This is a genomic window from Synoicihabitans lomoniglobus (genome assembly GCF_029023725.1).
GTDB classification, from domain to species: Bacteria; Verrucomicrobiota; Verrucomicrobiia; order Opitutales; family Opitutaceae; genus Actomonas; species Actomonas lomonigloba.
Genome location: NZ_CP119075.1, coordinates 5,521,749 through 5,535,189 on the forward strand (window position 1 = coordinate 5,521,749; position 13,441 = coordinate 5,535,189).

Consider the following 13,441-nt stretch of genomic DNA (forward strand, 5'->3'; position numbering starts at 1 on the left):
TGCTACCTCGCTATGCAGTTTTCTCACTTCCTATGCTGGCCACTTCGATGACGATTAGTCGCGGACTCACGATCGAGCCGTTCGCTTTTGTCGCTTGGCCGAAGCCAGCGGGCCGAAAGGCCCTGAAATCATGATCTTATGAGTGTTTTGAAATTTTTTCCGCGGGTCGGCCAAATCGCATTTGCGGGATGGGTGGCCGTCATTGCGGGATTGGCAAGTGCGCAGGATTTAACTCTACAGGAACCGATGTGGACCGATCCCGTGGACGCTCCCGATGTTTTGCCCGTGCAGGTGTCGGTCGGAAAATCGATGCGGGTGCGCGATAATCTGGGTGAGATCGGTCGGCCCTTTTACCGCGACACGCTTTATTTCGTGACGAACGACAAGAAGCGGCCGAAGGCGATGATCGCGCGGCGGGTGACAGGTTCGGCGATGCCGGTCGAAGACTTGCCCGAATCGTTGCAGGGAGTTTTTCGGTCACCCGCGATGCGGGACGGGCGGAGGGTTCCCAGTGAGGTGCGCTCGATCTTGATCTACAATCCGGAGTCCGCCGCGCGGAAGGGAAACTCGGCGACGCCGCGGTTGCTACGGGTGGTGCCGCCACGTTTTCCGGCTGAACGGGATGCGGGGGGGCGTGATAAACTCGTGGTGGAGGCGCAGTTGGAAATTGGGGCCGATGGCGCTGTGACGAATGTCGTTTGGCCCGAAAGCCTGGGGGCGGCTTTTGTTCGGCTGGGTCTTCGGGCGGTGTCACAATGGGAATTTGCCCCGGCGCGGTCGGGTGGTCAGCCCGTGGCTGGAGCCGTAACCGTCCCGGTGATTTTTCAACGCACCTTTGGGACGGAAGGGGAAGGCAAATACATCCCGCCTAAATTGGCGAAAAGTGCCCGACCGGTTTATCCGACGTTCATGCGCCGAGCCGGGGTGGAGGGTCGGGTGAAGGTTGCCTTCGAAGTGACGGTCGAAGGCCGCACGGCGAACGTATATCCGGTTGAGTCGAACAACCCAAATTTCGAAGATGCGGCGGTCGACGCGGTCTCGAAGTGGACGTTCGAACCGGCACAGGTTGATGGACGGCCGGTGCGGGTGAGGATGGGCGTGCCCGTGATATTTAACATCCAAGGTGGCGGCTCGAGCATGTATCGAGTCAAACGTCCCAAATCATTTCCCGACACGCTGCCCGAGGTATTCCACTTCGACGAACCGCCGGAGGTGCTCAATGTCGCGAGTCCGGTGTATCCGCTGTCGGCGTTGCGGGAAGATCGCGAAGGTAAGGTCAAAGTAGGATTCTACATCGGACCCGACGGTTACGTGGAGAAATCCGCGATCGCGACCAGTGGTGGGGCGGATCTGGATGGCGCGACGATCGCGGCGGTGGAGAAATTGCGATTCAAGCCGGCGATCAAGGACGGTAAACCATCCTATGCGGCATTGAGAATGGAGTTTGAGTTCAAGGCCAGCGGCCACGGTGACGTGCAGGTCGATCACCAGACCAAGCGGTTGCTGCGGCTGCTCGAAACGGACCGTGAGCAACTGCTATCGCTGGCGGAGCTCGATGAGGTGCCGGAGCCGGTTTCACGTCAGCCGCCGGTCTATCCGCGGAGTTTGGGTGCAGCGCAGGCGAACGGGACCGCGCTGATCGAGTTTGTGATCGATCGGCGGGGGTTTGCGCGTCTGCCCCGCGTGGTCTCGGCGTCGGATCCAGCTTTTGGATACGCGGCGGTGCAGGCGGTGGCGAGCTGGCGATTCCAGGCCCCCCGTCGCGACGGTAAATTGGTGGACGCGATCGCCCGCATCCCGGTGGAGTTTAAGCGAGAGTAGGCGATAGCCTGGCGCGGCGGTGTTATCGCATGCCTTTGAAGCCGTCTTCGATGACGGTGGCGATGCGGGCGAAGACTTCGTCAAAGGTGCCTTGGCCGTCGATTTTGCTCACGCCGTGGAGCTGATTGTATTTTTTGATCACCGGCATGGTCTTCGTTTCGTGCTCCTGCAGGCGTTTCACGATCTTGGCGGTGCTGCTGTCGTAAGGCATGCAACCGGGAGTTTTGCTGCGTTCGTCGAGTCGACGGATCAGTTCGAGCGTCGGGACTTCGATGTCGATGATTTGGGCAATGGTGGAACCGTGTTTTTGCAGCAGGCCGTCGAGGATGTAGGATTGCACGAGGGTGCGGGGGAATCCCTTGAAGATGAACCCCTTCACGCCGCGGGACTCGGACAGACGTTTTTCGATCAGTTGCACCACGATCTCGTCGGGCACCAGCTGGCCGTTTTCGTAGAGGGCTGTGATCTGTTTCCCGATGGCACTGCCGACCTTGATTTCGTGGTCCAGCATCGGGCCGGTGGCGACGTATTCGAGGCCGAAGTGCTTTGCCAGGGCCTTGCCCTGAGAGCCGCGACCGGAGCCGGGATAGCCGAATACCACCACGTTGAAGAGGCGTTTGCTGAGTTCATTCCGGATGATGGTGGTGATCCGTTCGTGCACCTGATCGATGTCCGCCGTGCCGTCGATTTCGACATAGTTGCCCTTGTCCTTGTAGAACTGCAGGACGGGCAGGGTTTTCTGGTGGTATTCCTGCAGGCGGTTGCGAATCACGGCCTCATTGTCGTCGCTGCGACCGGAGGTGATGCCACGATTCAACAAGCGCCGGACGGATTCCTCCTCGGGCACGGCGAGGCTGATGAGGCAGTTGAGCGACGTGTGCAGCTTGAGCATGAGGCCTTCGAGGATATAGGCCTGAATGTAGGTGCGCGGGAAACCGTCGAAGAGAAATCCGTTGCTGCTGGGATTATCGGTAATGGTTTTCTCGATGATCTGCACAATGATCTCATCCGAGACCAAACCGCCGGCGGCGATGATGCTCTGGGCCTCGAGACCCAGCTTGGTCTTTCCGGCCATTTCCTTGCGCAGCAGGTCCCCGGTGGAGATGTAGAACAAGTTGTATTTCTTGATGAGAAACTCCGACTGAGTGCCTTTGCCCGCGCCGGGCGGACCAAAGAGAGCGATATTAAGCATCGGGATCGGGAGGGTTTAGGGGGGGAGGCGCTGCCGAGACGGTAACCGGGACGTTTCCATCACACCGCTCGGATCTGGCGGGGATGGCCGGTGGCCCAGTTGAGACCATTTAAGTGCGCCGTCCATCCCTAAGGGGCGGATTGAATAAGGCAAAACTTCGTGTCGGGTTTCTCTTGTTCTGGGGCGCTTGGAGAGCGCGAACCACCGCGGGCATTTCGATGCGACTCACGCCCAACCACGTGGGTCTTCCAGGGGAAGCGGGGCCGGGGATTTCTCGGTCAAAGGGAGCATTCATCCGGATAATCCCTCATTTCGCCGCAAATGAGGTTAACGGCTCGGATGAACTATTGAGCCCGGCGTTCAATTTTAGATTCAAATTTGCTAAAAATTAATAAGTTGTTAATAAACAGTATCTAAGGATTGATAAAAATTCGTTAATCAACGATCTGATGCAATTGTCTAGTGTTAGACTCAAAATGGGTGCGCAATTCACGGGTAGGTCTAAATCTTGATTTCACCCCGCTTCCCCCGTTTGCTCCGTCCGCCCCTCCCGTTTCCCCAACGATCCGAAAGCTTTGCGTTTCGTCATCTGCATCAACCCCCTTTTCCCCCTTTCCACAATTCATCGGCTTCGCGAGTTCGCTCGTGAGCTCAACGAATTGTGTGTGCGTGTGCTGACGGCGGCAACTGCCGCCTAAGCACGAGTTTCCCCAGCGATACGCCTCTCGGGCGTGTCGTGTTAGTGACCAACCAATACCATGCATACCATAAAGAAAAAAACCCTTCCCAGATATTCTCTGGCAGCGGTTGCGGCCTTTACACTGGCCGGTTCTTCGTGGGCCCAGACAACCACTGGGTCCTCTGAGATCGATGACGAAGATGTCATCGTTTTGTCTCCGTTTGAGGTAGCAGCTGAGGAGGAGCAAGGCTACACAGCCGCTACCACCCTCGCTGGCAATCGTCTCAATACTGAGCTCCGCGACATCGGTAACGCCGTTACCGTAATCACCAAACAATTCCTCGATGACATTGCGGCCACGGACAATGAGTCCCTGCTGCAATACACCACCGGCACGGAAGTGGGTAACCTCGGCGGTAACTTCGCCGGCTTCGGCGATGGCGCCCGGCTGGACGAGTCCGCTCGATTCACCAACCCGAACCAGAACACTCGCGTTCGTGGTCTCGCCGCGGCTGACAACACCCGCGATTACTTCGCCACCAACATCCCTTGGGATGGCTACTCGATCGACCGCGTCGATCTCCAGCGCGGCCCGAACTCCATTCTGTTCGGTCAAGGTTCCCCGGCTGGTATCATCAACTCCGGCACCAAGCAGGCTTCGTTCAAGAACTCGAACGAAGTTGCCTTCCGCGTCGGCAGCTACGGCTCCGCTCGCGCTTCGGTTGACTTCAACCGCGTGCTGCTTGAGGACCAACTCGCCGTGCGTGTGTCCGCCGTCAAGGACGACACCCGCTACCAACAGGATCCGGCCTTCCAGGATTCCGAGCGTATCTACGCCGCCGTGCGTTTTGAGCCGGAGTTCCTGAAGCGCGGTTCGGCTCGCACGATCATCAAGGCCAACTTCGAAGATGGTCAGATCAACTCGAACCGTCCCCGCACCCTGCCTCCCTTGGACTACATCACGCCTTGGTTCTACACCGACGGCCTGAACAAGGAGACCTTCAATGCGTTCCAGTTGCAGGACGACAACACCGGTCGCCCGAACCACGGTCAGCAGCGTCCGGCTTACAACGGCGGCCCGAATGCGGGTTCCCCGAATCCGGCGTTTGAGCCTTGGATCGGTGGTTTCGCCGGTGCGTTTGACAGCCCCTTCTTCTACTTCGATGGCAACGGCAGCGTGAGCCCATCCCTCGCCCAACAGTCCGAAATTCGTGACGGTTCCGGTGAAGGTGGCCGCAACACCGATGGCACCCGTGATGACGACATCTCCCTCGGCTTCCACCGGATGGGTGGCGTCAATCAATACTCCGACTACGCCGTTAAGGAAGGTCTTCCTTACGCTCAGTTCGGTGTCTACAAGGACCGCAGCCTCAGCGATCCCACGGTTTATGACTTCTACAACAACCTGATCGATGGTCCGAACAAGAAGGAATGGCAGAACTTTGATGCGTTTAACATCTCGCTCGCCCAAACCTTCATGAACGACAAGTTCGGTTTCGAGTTGGTGTTCAACCAGGAGAGCTACGACAACGGTCGTCTTTCGCTCCTCAGTGGCGCCAACCAAGGTCTCTACATTGACTTCATGGCCGTCTATTCCGATGGCACACCCGCCGGTATCGCCGGTGCTGGTGCTGATGGAGGCAACGAGCCGTTCGCCGACGGCACGCCCAACCCGAATGTGGGTCGCGCGTTTGTGGGTGGCACCGGCGGTGGCGGCAACAGCTCGACCGCTACGGAGCGTGACGGTTTCCGCGCCACGGCGTTCTTCACCCACGACTTCGCTCGTTCCGACAGTCCGTCGACCTTCAAGCGCCTGCTCGGTAAGCACACCTTCACCGGATTGGTCGCCAATGAAACGGCCGACAGCGACAACCGCAGCTGGATCCGCTACAACATCAACAGCGAATACAAGGACTTCCTGTCCAACCGCCTCGATGACCTGGGTCAGCAGAAGTTCAATTCGAACTTCCTGCAGCCGCACTCGATCATCTACCTCGGTGATTCGCTGTCCAACGCCTCGTCCGCCGCGGGCGCGAACATCCCTCGCGTGACCACGCAGTTCGACATGCCGAAAGACTACGCCATCCGCGTATTCGACACGACCTGGAACAATCCCAACGTCGGCTACGACGACTACTGGTTCAACCCGTATTACCCGGTCGGTTCCGAGGATGGCGACGACACGCAGTCGAACAACCTCTCCAACTATGTGGGCTGGCGCTACGAGCCGGTGACCATCACCGACTCCGAGGACAACAACGGTGCCAACCGTGATGCTCACACCACGTTTGCCCGTCTCACCTCCAGCGAGGTTGAGTCGCAAGCCTTCGTCTGGCAGGCCCACTTCTGGGACAACGCCATCGTCGGCACCTGGGGCTGGCGTGAAGACACCGCCAAATCCTGGGCGGTCTCGGCTGACATGAACAATCAGGCGGACGGCTCCCAATTGGCCCCGACTGATCGTATCAACCTCAGCCCGAGCGTCTACAAGATCGACAAGGATGACTTCAACGAGTTGATCGTCGAATCCACCAGCTACTCCGTGGTGGCTCACTTGGACCAACTCCCCGGTATCAAGAACCTCACCGAGCGCCTGCCGTTCCTCACGACCGTTTTCTACAATGAGTCTGAGAACTTCCAGCCCGCCGCCGAGCGTGTTGACGCCTATGGCGAGCCGATCGCGGCTCCTGCCGGCACGACCACCGATGTCGGTGTCCTGCTCGAGTCCAAGGACGGCCGTTTCTCCCTCAAGGTGAACAAGTATGAGACCGAAGTGCTCCGTAACTCCAGCTCCGGCCTGAACGGTGCCTGGTTCGTGGGTGCTTCCCAAGCTTGGTCCGGCAACTGGGTCAACCGTTACGAGTTCAACCTCGCCGGTGACACCATCAACACCCAAGGCCCGGATGACGCTGACGACAACGGTCGTTACAACTACGGTGCTGGTCAAAACGGTGAAGACGAAGCTGCCGCCCGCGTGCGTGAGCAAAACGTTATCGCCGCCTGGCGTGCCTACCAAGCCACGGTTGATCCTCGCTTCTACGAAGCCTGGGGCATCGACCTCGTGGACTGGCAGAACGACGGTATCAGCTCCTCCACCCCGGCCGGATTCACCGTCCCCGAGGACGCCATCTCCAAGGGTTATGAAATCGAGTTCAATGCTCAACCGACCCGCAACTGGCGTCTGACGTTCAACGCGTCCAAGACGACCGCTTCCCGCAACAACATCGGTGGTGAGAACCTCTCCGAGTTCATCGAGAACTACGAGACGGCCCTCAACACGGGTGCTGACGGCGGCGTGGGTGACCTCCGCATCTGGTGGGGCGGCGCCGGCAACGAGCGCTCCCTGTTCCAATGGAACACCAACATCGGTGCCGAATGGGCCGCTCGTAAGCTGCAAGAAGGCACGCAAGTTCCTGAGCTTCGCGAATGGCGCTTCAACGCCATCTCCAACTACGACTTCGACGAAGGCATGCTCAAGGGCGTCAACGTCGGCATGGCGCTGCGTTGGCAGGATGACGTGATCATCGGCTACCCGCCGATCCCCAACCCGGACATCCCCACCAAGGCCAACTTCGACCTCGCCAACCCGTATCGTGGTCCGGCGGAGACGAACATCGACTTGTGGGTCGGTTACAGCCGCCGCCTCAGCGAGAAGATCGACTGGCGCGTGCAGCTCAACGTCCGCAATGTGGGTGAAGGCAACAACCTGATCCCGGTCACGGTGCAGCCTGACGGCACGCCGGCGACTTATCGCATCGGTCCGCACCAGAGCTGGACGCTCACCAACACGTTCAAGTTCTAATCGAACTTCCAACGTAAGAATTCAAACGCCTCCCTCCGGGGAGGCGTTTTTTTTATGCCCGCGATACGCCCGCGGACGAGCACGCGATGACTGTGAATGAACCGAGATTTCGCAGTTGGATTTTACAGAAGGCAACGAAGAGCACGAAGCTGGAACGAGTTGCAGGCGATCATGGGCATCAATTTCTTCATCCGTAAGGTGAGTTGGATGCCATGCAGTTTACTCGATTTAACTCACGTCATTACAACGCTTTGTTAACTTCTGTGAACTGCGTTAATTAGGATGATAACGATGTGGACCCGATTGCCGATCCGGTGACGAGATCAGCGCTGAGTTTGCTGCAGCATGCTGCGGCAGATCTGCGCCAGCCGACTGTTACCCTGGCTCTCTGCCAACTCCGCGCCCTGGGCGAGCAGGTTGCGGGCTTCGCGACGGCGCTGTTGCGTCAGGTAAGCCTGGGCGAGAAAGAAACACCCGGACGGATCTTCCGGCCGCATTTCCCGGTAGTTTTCCAGAGGCGAGACGGCCTCCGCGAAGCGAGAGGCACCGAGACGGCTCGAGCCCACGTTGAGGGCCAGGTCAGCAATGGTGGAGTCCAACTCGTATCCAGATTCAAAATACTCTGACGCTTCGCCGGCGCGCTCCGCACTCAATGCGGCCATGCCTGCGCGCAAATACCACATGGCGCCCGTGCGTTTGACTTCCGGCACGCCGTAGTGGGCTTCGAGGAGTCGCATGACCAACGGGCGGGCAATCTCCAGATCGCCGGTCGACAAGTGATACTGGGCCAGAAAGGTGAGGGCGGGGGCAAACGAGGGTTGCAGGATCAACGCACGGTCAAAATGAGACAGCGCCGCCACCGTCTCCTCCTGATCGTAGCGCAACACCGCGAGGTTGAAGTTGGCTTCGGTGTGATTGGGGCTGAGTTCCAGTGCGCGACTGAATGCTTCGATCGCTGCCGGCGTGCGACCGCCGGCGCGGAGCGTGATGCCTTTCTCGACCCACAACTCAGGAGCCCGCGGATGAACGGTCAGACCTTCGTCGACGATGTTTGCGGCGGATTCGAGTTGTCCGGTTTGACGGAGAGCATTGGCCAGGCTGGCGAAGACGGAAAGCGCGGGCGCAGGTTGATCGAGTCGCCGGGCTTCCTGGAGCACGTCCACCGCCCGCTCGGGTTGGTTGAGCTTGAGATAGAGGTCACCAAGCAAGACGTGCGCGTTGGGATCGGTGGGGGCGTTCGCAATCGCCTTCTCGTAGAGAGAGACACCGCGATCTCCGACGTTGTTTTGAAACGCCTTCATGCCGAGAAACAGCAGCCGGTCGGGTCGGTAGCAAAACGCCTTCAACTCTTCGATCCACGGATCATCCGCCTCGGCGAAGCGACCGGCCTGTTGTCCCGTCCAGCGGGCTTCACGGGCGCGTTTGCGCTCGCCGCGTTCGGTCCACAGTTGGGCCAACAAATTGTGCGCCGTTGAAAATCCCGGATGGTCGTGGGTGAGCGCGAGCAGTGCTTCCGTGGCGTCTGCGCGGCGATCTTGGCGGAGTGCGATGCGAATCAATCCCAGGCGGGCGTAGGGGTCGCCAGGGACCAACTCGAGGCGGCGCGTGTAGGCGGTTTCGGCCGCGACAGTTTGGCCGGATTTATACGCGAGATCGCCGAGTTGAAGCCAGGCGGGTGCATAACTCGGATTGCGGATGACCGTCTCTCGAAGTTGTGCCGCCACTTCACCGATATCTCCAGCGTCCCGGCGTAGGTGCGACAGATAATAGGGCCAGTGCCCGTCGTCTTCGTCCCATTGCAGCAGCAGGCGCCAGGAGATTTCGGCCTCCGCAGCAAAGTCGTTGGCGTGGAGGAGGCGGGCGTAGTCCGCGAGCGCGTCGACCGACAGGTCTTGTTGCACGGCCTGCCACGCTTGATCGAGCGCGGCTTGAAACTGGGGAGAAAGTGCCGTGGCGTCCGGTGGTGCCGGGAGCGCGGACTGCACCTGTTCGCTCGCAGGCGCGGGCAGGACGAAGTAGGCACCGATGCCTGCTGCGGTCGCCGCGCCGACGGCGGCAACGATCGGTCCCGCCCAGCGACGACCCGATCGAGAATCGGTCAGTTCTTTCGCCACAGGGTGATGTTGCTCATGTTCTCGTGCGGAGGGAATGCGTGGTAGCCGCCGGTCACGATTTCCGGGATGCCGTCGCCGTCGAAGTCTCCCGTGGCGGCGGTGATCATTTGGATCGGAATCAATGCCAATGGATGGGCGGTGAACTGCTCCCGGCCGTCATTGATCCACGCCATGAGCGCCACGGTTTCGGTGTTGGACCAATCGCCAAAACCGCTGACTACGACGAGGTCGATATCCCCGTCACCATCGAGGTCGGCGGGGGAGGGCGCGAACGCTCCCGGCATGTTGCCGATGTGGTGGTAGGCGAACGAGCCGTCGGCCCGATTTTCCAACCATTGCACGCCGTGCCAGGGGCGGGGACCGCGCACGGAATAGTCGAAACCATCACCGTTGCTTACCAACAGATCGGGTCGACCGTCGCGGTTCAGGTCGGCGACCTTCATGCCGCTGCTGCCGAAATCCTCGTTCGTGGAGCCCCACAGAATTTCGTCTGCGAAACGCCCGTCGCCTTGGTTGCGAAACAGGTGCACCTCTTCCCACTCCTGCGAAATCAGGGCGGCAAAGTCCGGGCGTCCGTCGCCGTCGAAATCAGCCACTGGCGTGTGAATCGCTCCGGATTGTTGGTTCACGTTGTGACCAGCAAAGGTCCAGTCGCCGCGATTTTCGAGCCACTGGGTTTCGCCTTGATCGTAGCCGAACTGGCCGACGATGAGATCGAGACGGCCGTCGGCATGGCCGCGCAGATTGGCCGCGCGCACGTCGGTCACGCGGGCGACATCGCTGAGAATGGCGCGGCGTTCGAAACGGGTGTTGTCCCGATTCTCCAAGACGAAAACCGCGCCGATGGGATCGTTGTTGGGCATCACTTGCCCCATGCAGGCGACGAGCACATCGAGGCGTCCGTTGCCGTAAATGTCCGCCGCCCAGACGTGCACCGGACCGGGAAGTTGAGTGCCGATCGTGGACTCGACGAATTGTCCGCCCGCGATCTGGCGCACCCACCGCACCGTGTTGGTCGAGGCCTCACAATACAGCACATCGAGGCGACCATCCTGATCCAGATCGAACGCTTGCACGTTGGTCACGGTCGGTCTTCCGAGGGATTCCACCGATGCCCCGATGGCGACCGGCGTGTAGGCCAGGTCGATGGCGGGCACCGTCGCGGTGGGCGCAGCTCCCGCGCTCGGGGCGATGGATTTGGGAGCGAATGATTTTATGGCGAACCATCCGGCTGCGCCGCCGAGCACCACGCCGACGACGAGAGGCAGAACCGCAGGAGAGCGACGTTTCATGAGCGTGCCATGGTCCGATGTTACAAGCGTTCCCGCCACGCGGCCGGCAGGCGATTGATCGCAGCCGTTTCCAATTCCGGCTCGGGGAAGGGTTCATCGAGCGATCGGCATAGGATGATAAAACGAAAGAGCGTCGGCACGGAGACGGATTTCAGCCAATAGTCGTCGACTTCATCCATGCAGTATTGGACCTGCTCACGCGCATAGTCCTCTTGTTGGCCGAGCATCAACACGTTGGCGAGATTGACGCGGCGATCCCACAGCAGATCTCCGTCGCGCTCCTCTTCCACGTAGGGAATGATGGCGCGAATCGCCGCCTCAAAGCGCGGACGGTTACTCAACGCGGCCGCGATCTGGGCCTGCGCAACCAAGCCACCCAAGTCTGACGGGAACGAATCGGTCAACGTCTGCGCGATGGCGGAGGCGAACCGGGTTTGTTTGGTCTCGGCAAAATACACCCCCAATCGGCTCAGCGCAGTGGCGTTGTCCTGCGTCTCGACCACTTCAAAGACCACCGCCGACAGCGCGTCGAATGGCTCGACGTTTGGCAGGGCGACATGGACCGGACGCAGCCAGCGCGGCGGCAGCCAATTGTGCAACATGGCCACCATCGTGTGCTCGACCTGCACCGCGCCCAGCCGGGCGTATTCGTCCAGAAAGTCGTCCCACGACGGCATGATAATGTGCGAGAGTTCGCGTTGCGTCGCCAAGGCGAAGGATTCGTCGGGCGACGTCGCACTGGCGATACGCACCCCCGCCACAAAGCCGGCCTCATTCTCGCGATACGGTGAACCCAGCCCCCGCACCCCGCCGTAGTAATACAACGAAGGCGTCAGTTCGGGCGGCGCGAGCACGACCGAGTGATACTCGTCGGTGCGAGTGGACAACCAATGTGCGAGGTGCCGCTCCACCAGGCTTTGCGCGTCGGTCTGCGTGAGCTCCTGGCGGGTTTCGGCCGAAAGCTGCGGACCCCACACCGCCGCGCCGGGCAAGACACTCGCCAGCGCGAGGGCGGCGACGATCCATTGGGTTTTACCTCGTGGCAGCGCCGGAATCAGCAGGGCGGTGAGGATCGCGACGAGCACGCCGACGGTGCACCACCAGGAAAGATGCACAATCGCGAATCCCAAGCCGACGAGGACGAAGACAAACGCGGCACCAATCGCGCCCCGTTCCGTTTCCGCCAGCGACTTTCGCATCAAATGCCAGAGCGCGGCGGCCACGAAACCCAGCGGCAATGCCAGACTCCAAAATGCCGCGCTGCCGCCCGCCGACTTCAGCCAGACCGAGAACGAACTCGCGGAGCTCAGCCCCGGCACGAATCCCAGATGTTGCGCCGACGTGCCCGCGCCCAGGAAGCCCGATTGGCCGGTCACGCGCATGATGACCGGGATCGCGGCCACGACGATCAAACCGCCGACACTTTTGGCGATGTTGCGCCGGGTCCAGGCGGCCTTACCTTCGCGGAGCCAGGCCTGCACCTGCCCGCAGAGCACAGCGCCGCCCAGCCAAGCGACGGCGTAAAGTGGATGTGCTTGATGCAGACGCTGTGCCTTCCAATCGAGCCGGTCGGGCGCGTATTCCAGCAGGTAAAGACTCACCACCGCGACTGCGCCCGTCACCGCCCACGTCCACCACGGAAATGCCTTGCTGGGTTCGTTGGTTTTTCCGGTCACCAGCCACGCGGCGAAAAGACCGCCGAGACCGCTGCCGATCAGCATGGGAACGCCGCGATGCACCGAAACCCATAGCAGTAATCCGTTGGCCAAGCCCGCGACGGCAAAGAACAGGTGCGAGTTGCGTCCGCGTTGCTGCGAGCGGATTCCCGCCAGCAAGGGCAACGCCGACGCGGCCACCAGCGCAGTGGCCAAGCCGCGATCACCAGGCACGCCGGGGTAGTAGGACGCCAACACCGGCAACGCCAATCCCGTCAAAATGGCGGCCACACCGGCGGCGATCCCGCCCCATTGCCAACCGACAAAAACCGCGACGCCGAGAATCAGCGCCATGTGCAGCACCGGGTCGGCAATCAAAGCGGCGTTTTCAATGCGACCGCCGGCGGAAGACGCGTCACCCGCAAAATTCGCGACCGTGGCCAACCACCAGCGGTAGGCCGAAGGCGATTCCACGGCGCGGCCGGTGGGGGCATTGTCGTAGTCGACCTGCTTCAGTCGCCACACGTCTTGGTGCTGCATCCGCTGGGTCTGCACGACCCACTCGAAACTTTCGCTGCTGTGAGCGGGGATGATCATGCGGCGGCGTCCGCCCGCGAAACCGCTCACTGAACCGTCGTCGGGGGTCAGGTGCAGGTCCTGCGTGTGGAGCCCCGAAACGTAATCGATCCGCTGCATAGCGGCACAATCGGACCACCAAACCAGCGCGATGACGGCGAGGGGCGGGATCCACCAGGGGGCTTTGCTCAAAAGGGCGGTTAACTTCATGCTCAGGGCGGTCGCTAGAAGGGCGAAACGCGTCATGATTCGCACCCTCCCGGGCGAGGCAAGCGTCGTCCCGTTTAACGGTCGCGGAACGAAAGGCGTT

The 13,441-nt window shown here is 60.6% G+C and carries 6 protein-coding genes; 2 read left to right on the top strand and 4 right to left on the bottom strand.

Features of this window, described 5'->3' with window-relative positions; all coding sequences use genetic code 11:
* The first annotated feature begins 138 nt into the window (after positions 1-138).
* On the top strand, positions 139-1,821 hold the full coding sequence (locus PXH66_RS21460) for an energy transducer TonB (protein WP_330931808.1): 1,683 nt from the start codon (positions 139-141) through the stop codon (positions 1,819-1,821).
* Positions 1,822-1,843: 22 nt separating this feature from the next.
* Here PXH66_RS21460 and PXH66_RS21465 read toward each other — a convergent pair whose 3' ends face one another.
* Entirely contained in the window at positions 1,844-3,013 is a 1,170-nt protein-coding gene (locus tag PXH66_RS21465; RefSeq protein ID WP_330931807.1) for an adenylate kinase, read from the bottom strand.
* Positions 3,014-3,903: 890 nt separating this feature from the next.
* On the opposite strand from PXH66_RS21465, the gene PXH66_RS21470 reads away from it, so the two are divergent.
* Positions 3,904-7,494, top strand: coding sequence for a TonB-dependent receptor plug domain-containing protein (locus tag PXH66_RS21470; RefSeq protein ID WP_330932142.1), 3,591 nt, complete (start codon positions 3,904-3,906; stop codon positions 7,492-7,494).
* Between the two features lie 323 nt (positions 7,495-7,817).
* On the opposite strand, the gene PXH66_RS21475 is transcribed toward PXH66_RS21470, so the two are convergent.
* From PXH66_RS21475 to PXH66_RS21485, 3 genes are read right to left on the bottom strand one after another with little or no spacing between them, the layout of a single operon-like run.
* Positions 7,818-9,608, bottom strand: a complete 1,791-nt coding sequence (locus PXH66_RS21475) for a tetratricopeptide repeat protein (RefSeq protein ID WP_330928273.1) — start codon at positions 9,606-9,608, stop codon at positions 7,818-7,820.
* Positions 9,593-10,900, bottom strand: coding sequence for an FG-GAP repeat domain-containing protein (locus tag PXH66_RS21480; RefSeq protein WP_330928274.1), 1,308 nt, complete (start codon positions 10,898-10,900; stop codon positions 9,593-9,595). The genes PXH66_RS21475 and PXH66_RS21480 overlap by 16 nt, the downstream gene beginning before the upstream one ends.
* Positions 10,901-10,920: 20 nt before the next feature.
* A complete protein-coding gene (locus tag PXH66_RS21485; RefSeq protein ID WP_330932143.1) occupies positions 10,921-13,341 on the bottom strand; it encodes a hypothetical protein in 2,421 nt (806 codons plus the stop codon).
* Positions 13,342-13,441: the final 100 nt, after the last annotated feature.

What these genes read in the sequence shown, in the direction of transcription:
- PXH66_RS21460 (WP_330931808.1), top strand. Translation starts at nt 139, where the DNA reads ATGAGTGTTTTGAAATTTTTTCCGCGGGTCGGCCAAATCGCATTTGCG.
- PXH66_RS21480 (WP_330928274.1), bottom strand. Translation starts at nt 10,900, where the DNA reads ATGAAACGTCGCTCTCCTGCGGTTCTGCCTCTCGTCGTCGGCGTGGTG.
- PXH66_RS21465 (WP_330931807.1), bottom strand. Translation starts at nt 3,013, where the DNA reads ATGCTTAATATCGCTCTCTTTGGTCCGCCCGGCGCGGGCAAAGGCACT.
- PXH66_RS21485 (WP_330932143.1), bottom strand. Translation starts at nt 13,341, where the DNA reads ATGAAGTTAACCGCCCTTTTGAGCAAAGCCCCCTGGTGGATCCCGCCC.